This is a genomic window from Rhodococcus sp. MS16, assembly GCF_013277795.1.
GTDB lineage: Bacteria > Actinomycetota > Actinomycetes > Mycobacteriales > Mycobacteriaceae > Rhodococcus_F > Rhodococcus_F globerula.
This window is the reverse complement of sequence record NZ_VBTM01000004.1, coordinates 651202-672101: the sequence shown is the minus strand read 5'-3', so window position 1 is coordinate 672101 and position 20900 is coordinate 651202. Positions and strand designations below refer to the sequence as shown.

The window sequence follows — 20900 nt, the reverse complement described above, 5'->3', positions numbered from 1 at the left end:
TACTCGCCGAGAAGTGACGTGTGCATGTTCGAGCGACCGCGCTGCGGTCCGCTCGAGGCTTTCTCGGTGACGTTTACACACCGAAAGCAAGTGCACCGGATCGAAGTAACTGATGATCGAGAATCATCCACCGCCGACGCAGCTCGGCGAAGTAACACAGCACGACGGACCGACACGGGCTGACCTGGTCACCGCGGAACTGACGGTGGCCGGATTCGCGGATGCCCGCGAGATCGGCCGCGGCGGATTCGGTGTGGTATTCCGTTGTTCCCAGCCCGCTCTGGACCGCGTCGTGGCCGTCAAGGTGTTGACCGGCGAATTCGACAGCGAGAATCTCGCCCGATTCCTTCGTGAACAGCGTGCGATGGGCCGATTGACCGGGCACCCGAATATTCTCAATGTCCTGTCGGTGGGCGCGACCAGCAGCGGTCGGCCGTACATTGTGATGCCGTACCACCTTCAAGGTTCGATGGCAGCGTGGATCCACGCCCATGGCCGGTTCGAATGCGAGGCGGCATGTCGCCTGGGAATCAAGGTCGCGGGCGCGTTGGAAACTGCGCACCGCGCGGGGATCCTCCATCGGGACGTGAAGCCGGCCAACGTGCTTCTGAGCGACTACGGCGAACCTGAACTTGCCGATTTCGGCATTGCTCACGTGAACGGCTATCGCAACGACCGGCCGCGGGTACACGTGGTCGACGCCTTCGAAACCGCCAAGGGCATCGTCACCGGTTCGCCGGCGTTCACGGCTCCGGAGATCCTGCGCGGAGATCAGTCGGATGCCGCTGCTGACATTTACAGCCTCGGCGCGACCTTGCTCGCAGCCATTTCCGGCAGACAGGTTCCGGGCGTCGCCACCGAACCCGACCTCCCCCACGACTTACGTGTAGTCCTCGAAAACGCGATGGCCGTGTATCCCGGTGACAGACCCACATCTGCCGCAGAATTCGGCGAGGAACTCAGGCAGACTCAACGCCGTCGCGGATGGTCATTGGACGAGATGGCATTGAATCCCGAACTCGGTGACCCGAATTCGAACAGCTCGAAGCCTCGCACCACCTTTTCGCCACCACGTGGAACCGGCCCCGTGTCCGGAAACGCCTCGACGCGTGGCCGAGACGACATGGGGAACCTACCGCTCGATCTGACCAGTTTCGTCGGGCGTCGCCGCGAGTTGACCGAAACGAAGAAGGCGCTGGCCGCCAACAGGCTGGTGACACTGGCCGGGGTCGGCGGTGTCGGTAAAACCAGACTTGCGCTGCAAGTTGCGAGAAGTTGCCGGCAAGCATTTCCCGACGGAGTCTGGTTGGTCGAGCTGGGCGAGATCCGAGACGAGCCCCTGGTGGCCGAAACAGTGACCGCCTCCCTCGGGCTACGGAACCTCTCCGCCCGACCGGTACAGCAGACGTTGGTCGAGCACCTGCGTCCACATCGAACGTTGTTGGTGCTCGACAATTGTGAGCAGATGCTCGATGCCATTGCTGGTCTGGCACAAGCGTTATTGCAGACCTGCCCGGAGCTGCGAATCCTGGCCACGAGCCGCGAACCACTCGGCATCGGCGGGGAGAGCGTGCTCCGACTGTCACCACTGACCGTCCCGGATCACGATCAAACACCCTCCCTGCAGGGTTTGTCGGGATACGACGCGGTGACGTTGTTCATCGAACGTGCATGCGCTGTGCTTCCGACCTTCGCGATCACCGAGGACAACAGGGCCTCGGTGACGCAGATCTGCCATCAACTCGACGGGCTTCCACTTCCCATCGAGTTGGCGGCGGCCCGATTGCGTTCGATGTCCACCACTCAGATTCTCGAGCATCTCACTGACAGGTACCGGCTTCTGACCGGAGGCAACCGCACGGCTCCGACGCGCCAGCAAACCCTTCAGTTGTGCATGGACTGGAGTTACGACCTATGCACCCCGCTCGAACAGAAGCTGTGGGCCCGGCTGTCCGTGTTCACCGGCGGCTTCGAGTTGGATGCTGTGGAGGGAATCTGCGCTGACGAGTTGACATCGGCCGATGTGCTGGACGTGCTTGTATCGCTGATCGACAAGTCGATCCTCATTCGAGAGGAGCCGACGTCCGTGGTTCGGTATCGATTCCTCGAGACCCTGCGAGAGTACGGCGCGGAGAAATTGAAAGAATCCGGCGAAGCCGGACAATTACATCGTCGACATCGAGAGTGGTTCGAGCAGTTGGCATTACGGGCAGCAGCCGAGTGGATCGGACCCAATCAACTGGACTGGATCGATCGGTTGGGACGGGAACAGCCGAATCTGCACGAGGCCATGGAGCTGTGCATCTCGGAATCAGGCGTAGACCATACGGAGGCTGGGCTTCGGATGGCCGTGGCAATTTTTCCGTTCTGGTTCTCCCGAGGGCTGTTCAGCGAAGCTCGACACTGGTTCGACCGAATCCTCGCGTGCGACTCCGAGACACCGACGGTCGCCCGATTGGAAGCGCTCTACGCTGACTGTCGGCTTGCATCCATCCAAGGCGACACCGAGGCGGGCGCCGCTCTTGCCGAGGAAGCGCGCGCGAGCGCGGAGTCACTGGGAAGTCCGGACGCGGATGCGCTCGCGTCGTACGCCTGCGGTGTTCTTGCCCTCTTCAGCGGTAATCCGAAGCAGGCAGTCACGGACATCTCACATGCATTCGAAGTGTTCCGCCCCGAGGACAACCTGCTAAGACATGTCTGGGCACTGAACCATCTCGGCCTGGCCTACCACCAAATTGGCGACACCAGCCGGGCCATCGCGTGCTACGAGGAGTCGCTCTCGATCACCGAACCGCTGGGCGAGATCGTGTACCGGGGACGTTCGTGCTGGAATCTCGGGCTCGCATTGTGGTCCGACGGTAACCAAGCGCGAGCGAAATCGCAGCTGAAGAAGGGGCTGACGCTGGCTCGGCTCGTGGACGATCCGTTCGGTTCGGCATGGTGCATGGAAGTGCTGGCATGGATCGCGGCAGACGCGAAGCGCTACGGACATGCCGCTGCGCTGATGGGCGCAGTGCAGACGTTATTGGACGAGATCGATACTCCGGCGATCCGTGTTCTCGGCATGACTGCCAATCACGAGGAGTGCGCACGAGTGTCAAAACTCCAGCTCGGTGCTCGAAAATTCGACACCGAGTTCAAGAAGGGCGCGAAGCTGAAGATCTCGGAGGCCACGGCGTTGGCGCTCGACGAGAATCCACCGGTCACTGTTCCGTCGAACCAAATCGGACCGAGCCTGACCAAACGCGAGTCGGAAGTCGCCGACCTCGTTGCCCAAGGGCTGACGAACAAAGCGATCGCCGCGAAACTGGTGATTTCGATTCGCACTGCTCAGGGACACGTCGAACATATTCTGACCAAGCTCGGGTTCAGCTCGCGTGCTCAGATCGCCGGATGGGTTGTCGAACAGGCACGAAACGTCACGTGAGGCTGAAGTGGGGAAACCGATCGCCCGGCTCCTTGCACCGAAACGCGACTCGCGACTGCTTGTCAGGCATCGCGTGCCGGACAGAATCGATCAGCGTGTACAACCACGGACCTTCATCCAACTCGACAATCGCGATGATCGGAATCCGCGCAGATGCTGACCCGCAATTCTCTCCTTGCACATATCGCCAGGAGACGATGGTGCCTGTGCCGCAGCACGGAACCGAGTGGAGAAACCGACAGCCACATTCAGGGCAGGACTGCGTCAGTGGTGCGGACAACCTTCCGCACCCATCGCAGTGCAGAATTGTCAGGCATCGAATATCTGTAGTTCGACTGTCCATCACTCTCTGCACCTCGCGACGTTGTGGGGCGTTAGATCAGTACCGGCGTGCGGCGTGGAAAGGCATCGAGTCGACCGGCGCGTACGTGACCGACTGTCCGGACGTCGGCGCGTGCACTACCGTGCCGTTGCCGGCGTAGATGCCAACGTGGTCGCCGCCGTAGTAGAGCACCAGGTCACCCGGCTGCAGGTCTCCTCGAGATACGGGGACACCACCGGCTTCCTGTGCGTAGGTCGTCCGGGGAATGGACACTCCGGCCTGCGCGTATGCCCACTGAACCAATCCGGAGCAGTCGAACGAGCTAGGTCCGGTCGCGCCCCACACGTACGGTGCCCCGACCTTCGACTCCGCCGCGCTCACCGCCTGCGATCCGGCTGACGAGTAGAACGCAACCTGCTGAACGTGCGTCGACTGAGACGGAGCCGCCAGCGGTTGAGCACTCGCACCGGCGGTAGTCGAGGCAAAGGCTCCTGCGGTGAGTGCACCGATAATGATGGCGCTTCGAAGAATGCGGGTCAGAGCGGCGTTGGTTCGAGAGGTTGTGCGTACAGCCATGAGCTTGTGGATTTCCCTTCAGGATGTCCCGCAGCCCGATCGGGTTGCGGCGATGCCCACAACTCTGTCGGCGGTTCGCGCTCCTGCCTTCCGCTGAACTGCCCATGGCATACCTGTTTCGGTTTTCCGCCCGGAACCACGTAATTTATGTGCCGCGCGTCACCCGGTGCCACAAATTTGGCGCAGATCTTCAGACCTACGAGTTCGTTCAACCCCAGGAAAATATGCATTTATGCTGGTAGATGCACTAACAAGGCTCTTCAGATAGGCGCACGTAGGTACCTGACCGGGTACTTCGGCCCCGTCCACGCGGCCTCGTACGCAATCCGGTCGGCGCTGCAGGGAAGAATTGGCGATTCCTCGGCGTTGCACACACCAACAGCTGCTGCTTCACAGCGCACCGAACTATGGAAAGGACCCTCGTGGCCACCCAGACCCTCACCCAGGCAAACTTCGACGAAACCATCAACGGCAGCGATGTCGTGCTCGTGGACTTCTGGGCTTCGTGGTGCGGCCCGTGCCGCCAGTTCGCTCCCACTTTCGAGGCTTCCGCGGACAAGCACTCCGACGTTGTCCATGCGAAGGTCGACACCGAGGCCGAGCAGGGTATCGCCGCAGCGGCGAACATCCGCTCCATCCCGACGATCATGGCTTTCCGTGAAGGTGTCCTCGTGTTCAACCAGGCCGGCGCTCTGCCCGCCCCCGCGCTCGAGGATCTGATCACTCAGGTCAAGGCGCTCGACATGGACGAGGTTCGCAAGCAGATCGCAGAGCAGTCGGCTTCCGCCGAGTAACTCGCACAACAAAAAGTGGCGCAGGGAAATCGAATTCGATTGCCCTGCGCCACTTTTCATTGCAGACCTCAGTGAGCGGCACTGTCCCAACTGCGGCCGGTGCCGACCGACACATCAAGCGGAACGGACAGCTCGATAGCGGTGGACATCTTGTCCTTGACCAATGCTGTGACCTGCTCGAGCTCGGAAGCCACGACCTCGAGTACCAACTCGTCGTGAACCTGCAACAGCATCCGCGACTCGAGTCCCGCATCGGCAAGTGCCTTCTGGACGTTGATCATCGCGACCTTGATGATGTCGGCTGCCGTGCCCTGAATGGGCGCATTGAGCGCGGCGCGCTCGGCGACCTCGCGACGCTGACGGTTGTCGCTGTTGAGATCGGGCAGGTAGCGACGACGGCCGTAGAGCGTCGAGGTGTAGCCGTCCTTTCGAGCCTGCTCGACCACTGCGTGGAGGTAGTCACGTACTCCGCCGAATCGCGCGAAGTAGGCATCCATCTGCTGCTTTGCCTCTTCGGTCGAAATCTTGAGTTGTGACGCCAAACCGTATGCACTGAGTCCGTAGGCAAGTCCGTACGACATCGCCTTGACCCGACGACGCAATTCCGGGGTGACCTCCTCGATCGGCACACCGAATGCGCGCGAACCGACAAAGCTGTGCAGGTCCTCACCGGTGTTGAATGCCTCGATGAGTCCTTCGTCGCCCGACACGTGGGCCATGATCCGCATTTCGATCTGGCTGTAGTCGGCGGTCAGCAGAACGTCGAAGCCGTTGCCGACCACAAAACCGTCGCGGATCTCGCGTCCCGCTTGGTTGCGCACGGGAATGTTCTGCAGGTTGGGATCGGTGGAAGAAAGGCGTCCGGTTGCGGCGACGGTCTGGTTGAACGTGGTGTGGATCCGCCCGTCCTCGGCGACCGACTTGAGCAGCCCGTCCACGGTGACCTTCATGCGTGTTGCGTCGCGGTGCGCGAGAAGGTGCTCGAGGAACGGGTGCCCCGTCTTGTCGAACAGGCCCTGCAACGCCTCGGCGTCTGTGGTGTACCCGGTCTTGGTCTTCTTGGTCTTGGGCATGTCGAGATCCTCGAACAGCACAACTTGCAGCTGCTTCGGGGAGCCGAGATTGATCTGCTTGTCGATCACTGCATACGCCGAGTTGGCGGCGTCGGAGACTTCGGAGGCGAACCGGCTCTGGAGATCGTGCAGATGCGCGGTGTCGACCGCGATACCGGTTGCCTCGATCTGAGCGAGTTCGATTGTCAACGGCAACTCCATGTCCGAGAGCAGTGACGTCGACTCGATCGACTCGAGTTCATTGTCGAGCGCCTGTGCAAGGTCGAGCACGGCCTGGGCGCTGAGCATCGCCGTTTCCGCCGCTTCGGCGTCGAGCTGATCAGTGTCATCGAGCAGCGAAAGCTGTTCCTGCCCCGACGATTCGGCACGCAGTTCACGCTTGAGGTAACGGAGCGAGAGGTCGTCGAGATTGAAGGAACGCTGACCCGGACGCACCAAATAGGCCGCGAGCGCGGTGTCGCTGGTCAATCCACCCAAGGTCCACCCGCGTCCACGCAAGGCGTGAATTGCCCACTTGGCCTCGTGCACAGCCTTGGGCGCAGACACATCGGCGAGCCAATCACCCAGCGCTGCTTCGTCTTCCGCAGTAGCCGAGGTGGTGGAGATGTAGGCACACTCGCCGTCAGATGCAGCGATGGCAAGCGCTGTGACGTCTCCAGCGAACGTGCTGCGCGTTCCGAGGACGGCGACTCCGTGGCGGGATCCGGTACGCGCGTGTGCGTCCAGCCACTCCGCCACCGCACCCGGCGCAAGTGCGTCGCCGCTGACCTCGAAACCCTCTTCTGCTTCGGGCTCGGAAGATGACAGGGTCGCAAACAGGCGATCTCGGAGAACCTTGAACTCGAGGTCGTCGAACAACGCATGGATCTTCTCGCGATCCCACGGAGCCAGAACCAACTGCTCCGGTGTGTACGGCAGCGGCACGTCGCGGATCATCTCGGTGAGCTGACGGTTCAGCAACACGTTGGCGAGGTTCTCCCGCAACGAATCGCCCACCTTGCCCCGGACCTTGTCGACGTTGTCGACCAAACCCTGAAGGTCTCCGTATTCGCGAATCCACTTGGTAGCGGTCTTCTCCCCTACTCCAGGAATGCCGGGAAGATTGTCACTCGGGTCGCCGCGCAGCGCCGCGAAATCGGGGTACTGAGCCGGTGACAGGTTGTACTTCTCCTCGACCGCGTCCGGCGTGAACCTGGTGAGCTCCGACACGCCCTTCTTCGGATACAGCACCGTCACGTTCTCCGTGACCAATTGAAGCGAATCGCGGTCGCCCGTGACAACGAGTACGCGGTACCCGAGCGCTTCGGCTTGCGTCGTCAACGTGGCGATGACGTCGTCGGCTTCGAAGCCGTCCTCGGCCATGACCGGAATCCCCATGGCGCCGAGGACGTCCTTGGTGATGTCGATTTGCCCCTTGAACTCGTCCGGAGCCTTGGCTCGTTGCGCCTTGTATTCCGGAAACAACTCGGCGCGGAACGTCTGACGGGAGACGTCGAAGGCAGCTGCCAAGTGGGTGGGCTGTTCGTCACGGAGCAGATTGATCAGCATCGACGTGAAGCCGTACACCGCATTGGTGGTTTGACCACTCTGTGTCTTGAAGTTTTCCGCGGGCAACGCGTAGAAGGCACGAAATGCCAGAGAATGCCCGTCGAGAAGCATCAAAAGTGGACGATCGTCTGCCTTGCCGGATGTACCGGTAGCGGCGGTGGACGTGCTGGACCGAGTCGTGGTTGCGGGGCTCACGGTTCATCAGTCTAGGGATTCGGACCGACACACATGCCGCCCACGGTCCTTTACGCAGGAACCAGCCCGAAATCAGGTCAATCGCCCCTGCACGCGGCTTCGATACGGAACCGAAACATGCCGGAAATCGCAGAACCCCGTCTGAAGCGAACAGAGCCGTTAGAGTCCGGAAATCGCAGCAACGGGCTGACACCTCGCTGACTGCGCGGCAACCTTGTCCCGACCCGCTCGGAGGACGTACGTGGCCCCACCCGTAGTGAAACGGCATACCCTCGCCACATTGAGCCGAATCCTGGCCTTTGCCCTGCTCGTGATAGTTGCTGTACTCACATTCGCCGCAACCGCGTCGGCGCAGGAACCGACCGATACCCCCGAATCTCCGACCGTGTCCACCGCACCGGCAGTGCCGGCCAATGCCGTTCCCGTCAGTGGCAATCTCAACAACGGTGGAACACGACTCGAAGGCGTGACCGTTCGCGCCCTCGACTCGTCCGGCACCGAAGTCGCCGCCGGCGAATCCGCCCAGAACGGCCGCTGGGAATTGGCGGTCGCGCCGGGTGTCTACACATTCGAAATTGTTGCCGACACCCTTCCGGACGGGGTGAGCGTGCAGGCCACCGTCGAACGCGAAGTGGTCGCCGGCCGCGCGAACACCGTGATCTTCTCGTTCGGCGAAGTGCGCACCGCCTCCAATGTGAGCTTCGGCGAAAAACTCATCAGAACTACCGTCGACGGTCTCCGCTTCGGACTCGTGATTGCCATCGCCGGTGTCGGATTGAGCCTGATCTACGGAACCACCGGGCTGACCAACTTCGCGCACGGTGAGATGGTGACGCTGGGCGCCGTCGCGGCGTGGGCATTCAACACCTCGGTCGGCATCCCCCTGATACCGGCGACGCTGCTCGCGATCATCGTCGGCATCGGCATCGGATTGCTCACCAACGGGATCGTCTGGAAACCCTTGCGCAAACGTAAGACCGGATTGATCGCGCAGTTGGTGGTCTCGATCGGTCTTGCCATCGCCTTGCGCTACCTGATTCTGATCTTCTTCTCCGATCGCGCCGAACCCTTCGACGACTACCAAGGTCAGGTCGAGAAGAACTGGGGACCGATCGCACTGACCGACGCCAATGCCGCTGTCATGGTGGTCAGCCTGATCGTGTTGGTCGGCGTGGCACTACTTCTGCAGAAGACGCGCATCGGCAAGGCGATGCGCGCCGTCTCCGACAACCGCGATCTCGCCGCGTCGTCCGGCATCAACGTCGAACGCGTGATCATGTTCGTCTGGGGACTGGGCGGCGGATTGGCTGCCCTCGGCGGCGTCTTGTTCGGCATCTCCGAACTCGGCGGCCGTGTCCAGTGGGAAATGGGCTTCAAACTCCTGCTCCTGATGTTCGCCGGTATCACTCTCGGCGGACTCGGCACCGCCTACGGCGCGCTTCTCGGGTGCGTCATAGTCGGTCTGCTGGTTCAGCTTTCGACGCTGATCATCAACCCCGACCTCAAATACATCGGCGGGCTTCTCGTCTTGATCGTGATCCTCGTGGTTCGCCCCCAGGGCATCCTCGGATCCAGACAACGGATCGGGTGAGTGGATATGGACATCATGGGAGCACTCCAGGTCTCCTTCGCCCAGTTCATCGGGCCGTCGGCGATCTTCTACGCGTTGTTGGCCATCGGCCTCAACCTGCACTTCGGGTATGCCGGACTGCTGAACTTCGGCCAGATCGGCTTTGCCCTGCTCGGCGGTTACGGCGTCGGCATCATGACGGTGACGTACGACCAACCGCTATGGCTGGGAATCATCGTCGGACTGACCGCCGCCGGCCTTCTCGCGTTGGTCCTCGGCATACCGACTCTTCGCCTTCGCGCGGACTATCTCGCCATCGTCACCATTGCCGCTGCGGAAATCCTGCGACTGATCTTCCGGTCAACGGCATCGGACTCCGTCACCGGATCAACCAACGGACTCTTCAGCTTTGCCGAACCCTTCACCTCACTGAGCCCGTTCGATTCCGCAAAGCAGTACTCGTTCCTCGGCGTGAAGTTCTACGGCGACGACCTGTGGTCGATGGTCGTGGGATGGACCCTCGTGCTGATCCTCTGCGGGATCGTCTACCTGCTCAGCCACAGTCCATGGGGTCGTGTCCTCAAAGCAGTCCGCGAGGACGAGGACGCGGCACGGTCGCTGGGAAAGAACGTCTTCGTGTACAAGATGCAGGCGTTGGTCATCGGTGGCGTGATCGGCGGTATGGCCGGAGTCTTCAACGCTCTACAGACCAAATCCATCAACCCCGATTTCTACTCGACGGCTCAGACCTTCTTCGCGTTCGGAGCGTTGATTCTGGGCGGTGCCGCAACGGTATTCGGCCCGGTCGTGGGAGCGATGCTGTTCTGGTTCCTCCTCGCAATCCCCGACGCATTGCTCCGTCAGGCGATCTCGGGCGAGAACCCGCTCCTGTCTTTGACGGAACAGCAGGTCGGCGCGACGCGCTACGTACTACTGGGTTTGATGATCGCTCTCCTGATGGTGTTCCGGCCGCAGGGAATACTGGGTAACAAGCGGGAGGTGCAACTCAATGCTTGACGCCGAGACACGAGCACAGATCTTTGCCGACGTCCCCCACGTTCCGGGATCGGCCAAACCCGACCCGGTGTTGGTGGCCGACAAGGTGTCGCGGACGTTCGGTGGCCTCAAGGCCGTCGACGTCGACCATCTCGAAATCCAACGCGGATGTATCACCGGGCTGATCGGTCCTAACGGCGCCGGGAAAACCACGCTGTTCAACCTTCTCACCGGCTTCGATCGACCGGACACCGGAACATGGTCGATGGACGGTCAGTCCTTGGGACGCATGTATCCCCATCAGGTGGCGCGTAAAGGCGTGGTCCGCACGTTCCAGCTGACCAAGGCGCTGTCGAAACTGACGGTGCTCGACAATGTTCGGCTCGGAGCCACCGGGCAACGCGGCGAACGAATCTTCACGTCGCTGCTGCCCTGGACCTGGAAGGCACAGGAACGCGAGATCACCGAGCGCGCCCGCGAACTTCTCGGACGATTCAAGCTCGACACCAAAGCCGACGACCTTGCCGGTTCACTGTCGGGCGGGCAACGCAAACTCCTCGAAATGGCACGGGCACTGATGACGGAACCATCCGTCGTGATGCTCGACGAGCCCATGGCAGGCGTCAATCCCGCACTGACACAGAGCCTGCTCGGGCACATCAAATCGCTACGCGACGACGGTATGACGGTCGTCTTCGTCGAACACGACATGGACGTGATTCGTGACATCAGCGATTGGGTGGTCGTCATGGCTCAGGGCAGCGTCATCGCCGAGTCGACGCCGGACGAATTGTCGTCCAACACAGCAGTCGTCGACGCCTATCTGGGAAGTCATCACGATCAGGCCCTCGAATTCGACGACGAGGGCAACCCTGTGGGCGACACCGCCGTTCTCGCGGCCGCTCTGGCCGAGGCCGAAGTCGAGACGCTCGAAGCCGGCGGTGATCTGTCGGAGCCGGATCTGGGGAACCTACCGGTCGAGGTTGTCGAGGTGCTCGAATCCAGTCCGGAGGCATCGCGCGGAAGGCACGAGAAGCCATGAGCGAGAACGAAGCACGGTCACTCACCCCCGCTGAATTTGCCGCAACTCCCGAGGAACACGCACGCCTGTCGGCGGGTGCGCTGCTTCGCGCGGACAGCGTGGTGGCCGGTTACATTCCCGGCGTCAACATCCTGCGTGAATGCAACTTCTTCCTGAAGGAAGGCGAAATCGTCGGCATCATCGGGCCGAACGGCGCCGGCAAGTCGACGCTGCTCAAATCGCTGTTCGGGCTCATCCCCGTCCGCGAAGGCTCGGTAACTCTCCGGGAGGACAACATCACGTCCGCTCCCGCACACGTACTCGTCCAGAAGGGAGTCGGATACGTTCCCCAGACTCAGAACGTCTTCCAGTCCTTGACTATCGAAGAGAACCTCGAAATGGGAATCTATCTGCGTCCCAAGTCCTTCGCGGAGCGGTTCGCTTTTGTCAGTGACCTGTTCCCACTTCTGAGCGAACGCCGAAAGGTCAAGGCAGGCGCGCTCTCCGGCGGAGAACGTCAGATGGTCGCGATGGGCCGGGCCCTGATGATGGATCCGTCGGTGTTGCTCCTCGACGAACCGTCTGCCGGCTTGTCACCGATGTTCCAGGACGAAGTGTTCATCCGCTGCAAGAAGATCAATGCAGCCGGTGTTTCGGTGATCATGGTCGAGCAGAATGCGCGCCGGTGCCTGCAGATCTGCGATCGGGGGTACGTGCTGGATCAGGGCAAGAACGCGTACACCGATACGGGAGCCAACCTCATGAACGACCCCAAGGTGATCGAGTTGTACCTCGGAACGCTGGCCGGCAGCAAAGAGAAGTAACCACGACAGAAAAGGTGGGCCAGGAGTCTTCGAGACCCTGGCCCACCCTCGTGTGTTGATCTGCTATTTACCGACGACCACAAACCCTTCGGTGGTCAGTGTGTTCGTAGGCCCGAACACCAACTTGCCGTACGAACCGATGGACGGCTCGCCCGAGTCGTTGAAGTCGAGTTCACCGGTGATGCCGTCGTAGTCGATGTCGGTTCCCGCCTTCACGAGCGGTAGGCACTCCGCGTACGACGTGCACTTGGTGCCGCCCTCGGTGACGCTGTTGATGTTGGCGGCGATATCGACGCCTGCCGTCGACTTTGCCTGCTCCGCCGCGAGGGCCGAGATCACCACGGCGTCGTAAGACTCACCCGCGTAGTTGAAGTCGATCAAAGCGCTGTTGACAGCCTTCAGCCTATCCTGGAACGCGGCTCCCACATCCGTCAGCGGCGTAGTGCCCTGCATGGTGTCGAGCAGCGGCGTCGCAACGGCTTCACCGAGTGCGTTACCCATGTTGCCGTCGACGCCGTACAGCGCCATTCCGTCGGACGGTCCGATGCCCACCTCGTGCATGCGGGTGATGATCTTCGCTGATTCCTCGAAGCCCACCAACGCCACTGCGTCCGGATTGAAGTTCTTGATCTGATCGACCTCGGAGTTGAACGACTGCGCGTTGGGGTCGTAGATGATCTTCTCGACCTGATCCGACGGAACGCCGGAGTCGATCAGATTCTTCTGGATGTTGTCGGCGAGACCCGTGCCGTAGGGGTCGTTCATAGCCAGGATGGCTACGCGCTGTCCACCGTCGTCTGAAATGAGCTGTGCGACTGCTTGAGCCTGCAGTACGTCCGTGGGAGCGGTGCGGAAGTACATCCCCTTGTCGGGGTAGCAGACAAACTGGTCGGAGGTATTGGCCGGGGAGAACATGACGACGCCCGCACTTGCGATCTTGTCGATCACCTTCAATGACACGGACGACGACGCCGCACCGACAATCACCTGGGTGCCTGCCGCCAATTCGCGGTCAACCGTGGTGTTGGCCGTGTCCGTGGTCGTATCGCCGGAATCGCCGGGGATCAACTGGACTGGCTGTCCGAGTACACCTCCCGCTGCGTTGACGTCGTTGACGCCGAGTTGCGTACCGGCAACCATCGGCGGGCCCAGGAAGGACAGACTTCCCGTGTCCGGCAACAAGGTTCCGATGCGCAGAGGGTCGGTGGACGGTGTAGTGCCTGCCGTGGCCTGTTGCGGCGTGCAATCCGTCGAGACGGTTGTTGCCGCTGCTGAGCCGGACGTGGTGGTGCCCGATGACGAACTGTCGGAGTCGTCCGAGCTACAGCCTGCCAATGCCAATGCTGCAACGCCGAGAACTGCGGCAGTGCGCACAAGTGTTCGTCTAGCCATCCCACGCTCCTTAGATCAGCCGGTGCTCGCGTCAACCGAAACGACGCTCGCTGTGGGAAAAGACGCTAGACCTCGAAACCGTATCGCGATCCGACAAGAAAGCCCTGTGACCTGACTGTTACCTGATGGCCTCGACAATTTACACAACCGTGCCGAATGCGCGGTTTAATCGGCACCACCGAGCGCACCGGGCTCAGGCGTCAGGTTCACCGCCCAAGGTCTCGATCACGACCAGGGCGACGGCCTTCATCGTGGAGCGGCGGTCCATGGCAGCGCGCTGGATCCATTTGAACGCCTCTGGTTCGGTGAGTGCCTGGCGCACCATCAACACACTCTTCGCCCGCTCGATCAGCTTGCGCGCCTCCAAGCGGTCGGACAGATCCGCGACTTCCCGTTCCAGCGCAGTAACCTCACGAAACCTGCTGACGGCCAATTCAACGGCCGGCACAAGATCGGAAATCGAGAAAGGTTTGACCAGATATGCCATGGCGCCCGCGTCCCGCGCTCGCTCCACCAATTCACGCTGACTGAATGCTGTGAGAATGACCACAGGAGCAATTCGCTTCGCCGCAATCTCCGAAGCGGCATCAATACCGTCGCGCCTGGGCATTTTCACGTCCATGATCACAAGATCGGGCTTGAGTTCCTCCGCAAGTTCGACCGCAACCTGACCGTCGCCGGCCTCGCCGACAACGTCGTAGCCCTCTTCGCGGAGCATCTCGACCAGATCCATCCGGATCAACGCTTCGTCCTCGGCAACAACAACTCGACGTGATTTGCTCTGATTGCCTTGCAGCTCTAGCGAATTCATGGCCACCACCCTCCTCGATCGAACCGCCCCGACACGAGGCGCGAACATTTAGAGGGTACCGGTGTTTGACATTCGAATCGCATCTTCTAATGTAGTCATCGCAACAAGCCCTCGTATCCCAATTGGCAGAGGAAACGGATTCAAAACCCGTCCAGTGTGAGTTCGAGTCTCACCGAGGGCACCGAAAGGTGCGGGCTAGCGCGAATTTCAGTCTTCTATCCCAGTCTTATCTCCCAGCGGGCTAGGACCTCAGTTCGCAGTACATCGAGAAATTCGATTCAGTCCGCTAAAGCCTTGATCCGATCTTCATCATGTCGAGTAGCCGATGCATCAAGTTCATCGGGAAACAGTCGTCCGCATCGGTCAAATCTCAGCATTGCGCTCTTATGCCCAGCAATCCCTTGAATAACTGTGACTTTCGCACCTGACTTGATCGCCAACGTTGCCGCGCTATGACGTAGCTCATACGGAACTCGCCAGGTGTCAGCCAACCTCGGCCGCCCACTCGCCATGGCAAGACGAAATCCGCAAGCACACCTCTACCCTCGATTACTGAAACCATACAGATACAGCCTTTTCTGAATACAGAAACATCTGTACTATTGGAAGGGTGAAGACCGCAATCCACGCCGATGCCCTGTCGAGGTTCGGTTACGCCCTATCGGATTCGACGCGCACCCAGATCTTGTTGAGCCTGCGCACTACTCCGGGTTACCCGTCCGAGATGGCGGAAAAGATCGGGGTGTCACGCCAGATTCTGTCCAACCACTTGGCTTGTTTGCGCGGATGCGGCCTGGTCGTCGCCATCCCGGAGGGCAGACGCAGCCGCTACGAGCTCGCCGACCCACGCATCGGCAGAGCGCTCGACGATCTCGTGGGCTTGGTCCTCGCCGTCGACCCGGACTGTTGTCCAGCCTCCGAGACCGAAGACTGCTGCTGATGGAGACCCCGCCAGGCATGCCGTCCCGGACATCAGACTTACTGACACCCCACCGAAAGGCTTTGCTGTCGCGGCGGATTCGGTGGTTTGTCGCGGCGACGATCACCTACAACGTGATCGAGGCTGCAATAGCTCTCACCGAGGGAACGCGCGTGTCGTCGACCGCGCTCATCGGGTTCGGACTGGACTCGGTGATCGAGGTGTCCTCCGCCGCAGCGGTTGCCTGGCAGTTCGCCGGCCGCAACCCCGAAGCGCGGGAGAGGGTCGCGCTACGGATCATCGCGTTCTCCTTCTTCGCTCTCGCCACCTACGTCACCGCCGACGCCGTCCGGGCCCTGACAGGATTCGGCGAAGCGCAGCACTCCCCGATCGGGATCGGTTTGGCGGCAGCCAGTCTCGCGATCATGCCGGTGCTGTCCTACGCGCAGCGCCGCGCCGGCCGTGAGCTCGGGTCACTCTCGGCGGTCGCCGACTCCAAGCAGACCCTGCTCTGCACCTACCTGTCTGCGGTCCTACTTGCTGGGCTTCTTCTCAACAGCCTGTTCGGCTGGTCGTGGGCCGACCCTGTCGCCGCCCTCGTGATCGCCGTTCTCGCAGTCAAAGAAGGCCTCAACGCCTGGAAGGGCGACACCTGCTGCCCCACGCCGACAACAACCATGAAGGCAGCAGCAGGCCGCGACTGCGACTGCTGCGACTGACCACACACCGCAAATGGGGAAAGGTCTGCAATGGCTGTGACCGCGCTCGTGTTCTACGCCCTGTTCGGGGTCCTCGGTTTCGGTTGGCGCAGCGCGCTGCAGTACCAACGGACCGGCTCCACCGGATTCCGCGGCGTCAACGGACGACCCGGCTCGCTGGAATGGATCGCCGGCACCGGATTCGTCGTCGCGATAGCCCTTGGCGTCGTTGCACCCGCACTGCAACTAGCCGCAGTGCTGCACCCGATCGGCGTACTCACCACTCCCGCTGTCCAGACCATGGGGATCGTGCTCGCGCTGGCCGGAATCGTCGGCACGCTCTACGCACAGAACGAGATGGGTGAATCCTGGCGCATCGGCGTCGATCCCACCGAGACAACCGATCTCGTCCGCACCGGGGTCTTCGGCCTCGTCCGCAATCCCATCTTCACCGCCATGCTCGTCTTCGCTGCCGGCATCACGCTCCTCACACCGAACCCACTCGCGCTTATCGGCTTCGCGCTGCTGCTCGCCACCATAGAACTGCAAGTGCGTGTCGTCGAAGAGCCCTACCTCCGCGACCGCCACGGCGACACCTACCGCACCTACAGCCGCACTGTCGGCAGATTCGTACCCCGGGTCGGTCTCACCTGACGGACATCCATTACCAACATCCGGCACCAACGTCTCGGGCACCAACGCCACCGAAATTCGCAATCCGCGTACGCGTCATCCACGGAGCCGATAAGTTTCCCTCATGCGGCACCGATATCTCGTTGCGTGCTGCGGAGCACTCTTGTCCGCCGCGACACTTACTGGTTGCCAAAGCCAATCCGAATCTCCGCAACCAGGTTCCGACTCCCATTCGCGGCCGACATATTCAACCGTCGAAGGTTCAGTTGCGCAGACTGGAACAATGAGGATCGGCAGCCCTCCACCAAAGGCGCCACCCAGTCTCGTCGTTCCTGGAACTGAAACAAACGCACCGCTGCCCATCGCCGAGGTCACCGCCGTTGCCATCGAGCACCTTGACGACCGTTCGCGGGTGACGTATCACCTCAGTGGAACCGGCACTGTGACATGGAAAGTCGAGTATGTCAGCGAAGCGATTCGCGGCGGCGACAATCACGTGGTCGACGTGAACGGTTCATCGATCCTTCAGATCGATATCATGGGAGCTACTGCGCTACAACAATTTCCACCGATTGAAACGTCTGGCGGCACCATTTCGAGCGTCGAGACGGCACTGGTGAGCGGTGAGATCGTTCAGTCTTTTGTCGGCACTGCCGCAGGGCGCCCCGAGTTCCGGGCAACCGGAATGGAATCGCCCGGTCAAATTGTTGTCGATGTCTTCTACGCGCCGGCCTGAGTAGCCGGCACTCCCCACTTTGCGGTGCTGAAGTCCATCAACTCATTCGGGTAACGTTCGGCGCCCGAGTGCCTGAACACTGTTAGCGTGAAAATCGTCCGATTAGTCTGCTTTTCTCGATCGAGAGGACTCTCATGCCACACGCTGCGCACGAGAACATCACCGTAGATCCGACGCTGGCCGACCTGTACAAGGACCTCCACAGTCACCCGGAACTCGGCTTCCAAGAGCATCGCACCGCCGAAATAGTTGCCACGCGCCTGACCTCACTCGGTTTCGACGTCACCACGGGCATCGGAAAAACAGGAGTAGTCGGTGTCCTGAAGAACGGCCCAGGACCAACAGCACTCCTGCGTGCCGACATGGACGCACTTCCGGTCAAGGAAGACACCGGACTGGATTACGCCAGCACCGTCACCGCGACCGATCAGAACGGGAAAACCGTTCCGGTGGCTCATGCATGCGGCCACGACCTCCACACGACATGCCTGTTGGGGGCCGCCCAGATCCTCTCAACGGACACGGCCAGTTGGTCTGGCACCCTACTACTCGTCTTCCAACCCGCCGAAGAACTCGGCGCCGGCTCCCAAGCCATGGTCGACGACGGATTGTTCGACAAGGTCCCCAAGCCCGACGTTGTTCTCGGGCAACACGTAGCTCCGTTGCCTGCCGGAAAGATCGCCGGCCACGCAGGCCCGTCGTATGCAGGTTCCGACTCGCTGCGCGTGCGACTCGTCGGCAAAGGCGCTCACGGATCCATGCCGGAGAACTCCGTCGACCCCGTGGTGATGGCAGCGGAAACCGTTCTGCGCCTGCAGACAATCGTCTCCCGCGAGGTACCGAGCACGGCGATCGCAGTGCTCACGGTCGGGTCGATCCACGCCGGCGACGCAGCCAATGTCATACCCGGCGAAGCCGAACTGCAGTTAAACATCCGCAGCTACGACTCTGCCGTCCGGGAGCGCATTCTGAGCAGCGTTGACCGCATCGTCCGAGGCGAAGCCGCAACGGCCGGCGCCCCGGAAGAACCCACTATCACCGAGATCGAACGCTTCCCCATCGTCGTGAATGATCCGGCTGCTCTGGGCAAAACCCTCGACGCGTTTGCCGCATGGTTGGGCGAGGACAACATTCTCGACCCGGGAGCAGGGGCCGGCAGCGAGGATGTCGGCATCCTCGCGACAAGTTCGGGCGCACAACTGTCGTACTGGCTGCTCGGCGGTACCGACCCGTCGCTGTTCACGACGGGCGACATGAGCGACCCTGCCCTCCGGACCGTGCCGTCGAACCACTCTCCGCACTACGCGCCCGTGATCGAACCGACACTGACCATCGGAGTTTCCGCGTTGGTCACGGCAACGAGGACGTGGTTACCGCCTGCCTGATCGAACGGCTAACGCCGACGGCGTCCGGATTAGCGCACGCGGCGCCAAGCAGACCGAGCCTTGTCCCGCAGATTTCTCGAGCGGCTGACCCACGATCCCGATTCCCAGGTCTCGATTGCGCGAACGATTGCCCGCGAACCGATTCTGCCCGACCGCACACCGGTGATGGTCACGACCGGTGTGCGGTTGTTCGCCCACACCAATTTCAGGTCAGTGGGACCGATTCCCATGTCGAGTTCGTCGACGGCAAGTTCGTTGCTGTGCGCGACAAGCCATTCCATCATTTGATGTCCGGGTTGAATCCGGGCACATTCAGGTCGGTAATGCGTGACCCATCCTTCGAGCCGACTACCGGTCCGAACGGAAACATCGTGGGCACACCACACCCCGTCGATGACCAACCCGACGATGACGAGGCGTCCGAGTTCTGCTTCTCTCCGGAGGAATCGGTACACAAACGCCTCGTTCGGGGGTGCCAGGAAGTTCACGCGGTCGCGCCCTGACGTTCCGATTGCAGCAACCGTGCACATGTCGGACCATCGCCGGTCCACATCGGCCGGAGTCGTCAACTGCTCGAATTCCAGTGAAGACCCGGATCGAGTGAGTGCCGCCCGATAGGAACGTAGCCGCTTCAACGAACGCGCGCTCCGAATATCCACGGGGACAGTACCTTCCGGCAAATCCACAGAGAGATTGGTATCCCGTACTCGCACAGCACAGTTCCATCGCGGATCGTCCAACAGTGCACTGACCGCAATGTCCGAACCGACAACAAGATCGGCGTGCAGCACCAGTCCCCGGGCAGCGACCGCTCGCCAGAGGACCCGAGCGGCATCGGCGTCTACGGCAAGGATCTCGCCGACCACACCGCGCCCATGCCCGAGAAGGCGAACCACCTCGACAGTGAGCATGCGACGAACCGCAAAGGGTGCCAGCGCTACCATCTCTGCTCCCCGGTACACCGCGACCAGGAGGAATGAGCCTTTGCCGTCGGTGTCGTGAGCGCCGACTGCGTACAGGAACCGCGACGACATTCGAGTCCCGACACGGGCAGCCAAACGCTCCCAGTCCCCGCGAATCGCCTCGGGGTTGTCGTAGAAGCGCACAGTTTCGACACCAGCGCGATCCGCGTCGTCCACACACTCCGCCCGGGACACCTTCGTTACGACCATGACGCGAACTTACCATTACATTACCAAGTGTTCACCATGCCTAGTACTTTCGGCTGATGCCGGACGGTTAAGCAGAGAATCACCAGTACAGGAGGCATGACGAACCACCGGAAACAAAGAATGAACGATAACCAAAGAATTGCCTCTACCCCTGTGACGTCCTCACCGACCGAGAAGAACCGCACGCCACGTGAACATCGACATGAACACATTACAACGATCTGACCTGCAGTTATTCCGTCCGCGCCTCAAAAATGGCACGATAGTGGCAACCGCACGGGCACCAACGTTGGAGGCACCGATGGACAACGGCACAATCAACCTGACGTACGACGGTCGGGTGTCTCTGAACTTCCGGCTCGCCGTTCCACAATCGCCGGACAAAGTATGGAAGGTCATCACTCAACGCGAATTTCTCGACACGTGGTTTCCCGCCGACGTCGATTTCACACTGACTCCCGGCGCAGACCTACTGTTCAAAGTGACGCCGCAACAGGTCAAGCGATACGGCTTGCCCGCTGATCACAGCTCACACGGAACTGTCATCAGCGTCCATCCGCACCACATCTTCGAGTACCTGTGGGACGCAGACACATTGCACTGGGAATTGCACCCCGACGGCACCGGAGGGTGCTGGTTGACCCTCACACACACAATGGAGGACGAGGACTCCGCGTACGCGCATGCAGCGGGCTGGCATGCCGGCCTGGAAGTGGTTGCGGCACAACTCGACGGCCGTGAAGTCGACTGGTCGCCCTGGGATCGCGCCGACGAACTCGCATCGCAGTACCGCAAATCAGCCTGACTG

At 61.2% G+C, this 20900-nt stretch carries 17 protein-coding genes and 1 tRNA gene; 13 read left to right on the top strand and 5 right to left on the bottom strand.

The window, feature by feature from the left end:
- Positions 1-112 precede the first annotated feature (112 nt).
- The gene (locus tag FEZ60_RS12555; RefSeq protein ID WP_172936183.1) at positions 113-3427 is read left to right on the top strand and encodes a protein kinase; all 3315 of its coding nucleotides are present in this window, start codon (positions 113-115) and stop codon (positions 3425-3427) included.
- 379 nt (positions 3428-3806) lie between these two features.
- Here the strand turns inward: FEZ60_RS12555 and FEZ60_RS12550 are convergent, their stop codons facing one another.
- Complete coding sequence (locus FEZ60_RS12550; protein WP_051730183.1) at positions 3807-4325, bottom strand: C40 family peptidase; 519 nt, start codon at positions 4323-4325, stop codon at positions 3807-3809.
- A gap of 422 nt (positions 4326-4747) precedes the next feature.
- On the opposite strand from FEZ60_RS12550, the gene trxA reads away from it, so the two are divergent.
- A complete protein-coding gene (trxA, locus tag FEZ60_RS12545) occupies positions 4748-5119 on the top strand; it encodes a thioredoxin (RefSeq protein ID WP_033230835.1) in 372 nt (123 codons plus the stop codon).
- Between the two features lie 68 nt (positions 5120-5187).
- On the opposite strand, the gene polA is transcribed toward trxA, so the two are convergent.
- Positions 5188-7935: a DNA polymerase I gene (gene polA / locus FEZ60_RS12540; protein ID WP_116101358.1), complete on the bottom strand. Its 2748-nt coding sequence runs from the start codon at positions 7933-7935 to the stop codon at positions 5188-5190.
- A 256-nt stretch (positions 7936-8191) separates the two neighbouring features.
- Between polA and FEZ60_RS12535 the strand changes: the two genes are divergently transcribed.
- Genes FEZ60_RS12535 through FEZ60_RS12520 form a run of 4 tightly spaced genes read left to right on the top strand, consistent with a single transcriptional unit; the run spans position 8192 to position 12346 of the window.
- Entirely contained in the window at positions 8192-9526 is a 1335-nt protein-coding gene (locus FEZ60_RS12535) for a branched-chain amino acid ABC transporter permease (protein ID WP_045070050.1), read from the top strand.
- 6 nt (positions 9527-9532) lie between these two features.
- On the top strand, positions 9533-10522 hold the full coding sequence (locus FEZ60_RS12530; RefSeq protein WP_033230837.1) for a branched-chain amino acid ABC transporter permease: 990 nt from the start codon (positions 9533-9535) through the stop codon (positions 10520-10522).
- Complete coding sequence (locus FEZ60_RS12525; RefSeq protein ID WP_116101359.1) at positions 10515-11543, top strand: ABC transporter ATP-binding protein; 1029 nt, start codon at positions 10515-10517, stop codon at positions 11541-11543. Before FEZ60_RS12530 ends, FEZ60_RS12525 begins: the two co-directional genes overlap by 8 nt.
- Positions 11540-12346, top strand: coding sequence for an ABC transporter ATP-binding protein (locus FEZ60_RS12520; RefSeq protein ID WP_033230839.1), 807 nt, complete (start codon positions 11540-11542; stop codon positions 12344-12346). The genes FEZ60_RS12525 and FEZ60_RS12520 overlap by 4 nt, the downstream gene beginning before the upstream one ends.
- A gap of 63 nt (positions 12347-12409) precedes the next feature.
- Here FEZ60_RS12520 and FEZ60_RS12515 read toward each other — a convergent pair whose 3' ends face one another.
- Both FEZ60_RS12515 and FEZ60_RS12510 read right to left on the bottom strand, forming a co-directional pair.
- On the bottom strand, positions 12410-13738 hold the full coding sequence (locus tag FEZ60_RS12515) for an ABC transporter substrate-binding protein (protein ID WP_033230840.1): 1329 nt from the start codon (positions 13736-13738) through the stop codon (positions 12410-12412).
- Between the two features lie 193 nt (positions 13739-13931).
- Positions 13932-14549 carry a response regulator gene (locus FEZ60_RS12510; RefSeq protein WP_033230841.1) on the bottom strand — a complete coding sequence of 206 codons (618 nt, stop codon included), beginning with the start codon at positions 14547-14549 and terminating at the stop codon, positions 13932-13934.
- Positions 14550-14656: 107 nt separating this feature from the next.
- On the opposite strand from FEZ60_RS12510, the gene FEZ60_RS12505 reads away from it, so the two are divergent.
- The 6 genes from FEZ60_RS12505 to FEZ60_RS12480 all read left to right on the top strand — a co-directional run bounded on the left by FEZ60_RS12505 (position 14657) and on the right by FEZ60_RS12480 (position 18920).
- Positions 14657-14730: transfer RNA gene (locus tag FEZ60_RS12505), tRNA-Leu, on the top strand.
- Positions 14731-15159: 429 nt separating this feature from the next.
- On the top strand, positions 15160-15489 hold the full coding sequence (locus FEZ60_RS12500) for a metalloregulator ArsR/SmtB family transcription factor (RefSeq protein ID WP_045070053.1): 330 nt from the start codon (positions 15160-15162) through the stop codon (positions 15487-15489).
- Positions 15489-16187, top strand: coding sequence for a cation transporter (locus tag FEZ60_RS12495; protein WP_172936182.1), 699 nt, complete (start codon positions 15489-15491; stop codon positions 16185-16187). The genes FEZ60_RS12500 and FEZ60_RS12495 overlap by 1 nt, the downstream gene beginning before the upstream one ends.
- Positions 16188-16217: 30 nt before the next feature.
- Positions 16218-16820, top strand: coding sequence for an isoprenylcysteine carboxylmethyltransferase family protein (locus FEZ60_RS12490; protein ID WP_172936181.1), 603 nt, complete (start codon positions 16218-16220; stop codon positions 16818-16820).
- A 262-nt stretch (positions 16821-17082) separates the two neighbouring features.
- The gene (locus tag FEZ60_RS12485) at positions 17083-17535 is read left to right on the top strand and encodes a hypothetical protein (RefSeq protein WP_116101362.1); all 453 of its coding nucleotides are present in this window, start codon (positions 17083-17085) and stop codon (positions 17533-17535) included.
- 134 nt (positions 17536-17669) lie between these two features.
- Entirely contained in the window at positions 17670-18920 is a 1251-nt protein-coding gene (locus FEZ60_RS12480) for an amidohydrolase (RefSeq protein WP_116101364.1), read from the top strand.
- Between the two features lie 29 nt (positions 18921-18949).
- On the opposite strand, the gene FEZ60_RS12475 is transcribed toward FEZ60_RS12480, so the two are convergent.
- Complete coding sequence (locus tag FEZ60_RS12475; protein ID WP_172936180.1) at positions 18950-20092, bottom strand: GNAT family N-acetyltransferase; 1143 nt, start codon at positions 20090-20092, stop codon at positions 18950-18952.
- 301 nt (positions 20093-20393) lie between these two features.
- Between FEZ60_RS12475 and FEZ60_RS12470 the strand changes: the two genes are divergently transcribed.
- Complete coding sequence (locus tag FEZ60_RS12470) at positions 20394-20897, top strand: SRPBCC domain-containing protein (protein WP_033231403.1); 504 nt, start codon at positions 20394-20396, stop codon at positions 20895-20897.
- Positions 20898-20900 lie beyond the last annotated feature (3 nt).

Excerpts from the sequence above, each read along its gene's own strand:
- FEZ60_RS12530 (WP_033230837.1), top strand. The coding sequence starts at position 9,533 with ATGGACATCATGGGAGCACTCCAGGTCTCCTTCGCCCAGTTCATCGGG.
- FEZ60_RS12485 (WP_116101362.1), top strand. The coding sequence starts at position 17,083 with ATGAGGATCGGCAGCCCTCCACCAAAGGCGCCACCCAGTCTCGTCGTT.
- FEZ60_RS12525 (WP_116101359.1), top strand. The coding sequence starts at position 10,515 with ATGCTTGACGCCGAGACACGAGCACAGATCTTTGCCGACGTCCCCCAC.
- FEZ60_RS12495 (WP_172936182.1), top strand. The coding sequence starts at position 15,489 with ATGGAGACCCCGCCAGGCATGCCGTCCCGGACATCAGACTTACTGACA.
- FEZ60_RS12475 (WP_172936180.1), bottom strand. The coding sequence starts at position 20,092 with ATGGTCGTAACGAAGGTGTCCCGGGCGGAGTGTGTGGACGACGCGGAT.
- FEZ60_RS12555 (WP_172936183.1), top strand. The coding sequence starts at position 113 with ATGATCGAGAATCATCCACCGCCGACGCAGCTCGGCGAAGTAACACAG.
- FEZ60_RS12510 (WP_033230841.1), bottom strand. The coding sequence starts at position 14,549 with ATGAATTCGCTAGAGCTGCAAGGCAATCAGAGCAAATCACGTCGAGTT.
- FEZ60_RS12515 (WP_033230840.1), bottom strand. The coding sequence starts at position 13,738 with ATGGCTAGACGAACACTTGTGCGCACTGCCGCAGTTCTCGGCGTTGCA.
- FEZ60_RS12520 (WP_033230839.1), top strand. The coding sequence starts at position 11,540 with ATGAGCGAGAACGAAGCACGGTCACTCACCCCCGCTGAATTTGCCGCA.
- FEZ60_RS12490 (WP_172936181.1), top strand. The coding sequence starts at position 16,218 with ATGGCTGTGACCGCGCTCGTGTTCTACGCCCTGTTCGGGGTCCTCGGT.
- FEZ60_RS12480 (WP_116101364.1), top strand. The coding sequence starts at position 17,670 with ATGCCACACGCTGCGCACGAGAACATCACCGTAGATCCGACGCTGGCC.
- FEZ60_RS12550 (WP_051730183.1), bottom strand. The coding sequence starts at position 4,325 with ATGGCTGTACGCACAACCTCTCGAACCAACGCCGCTCTGACCCGCATT.
- FEZ60_RS12470 (WP_033231403.1), top strand. The coding sequence starts at position 20,394 with ATGGACAACGGCACAATCAACCTGACGTACGACGGTCGGGTGTCTCTG.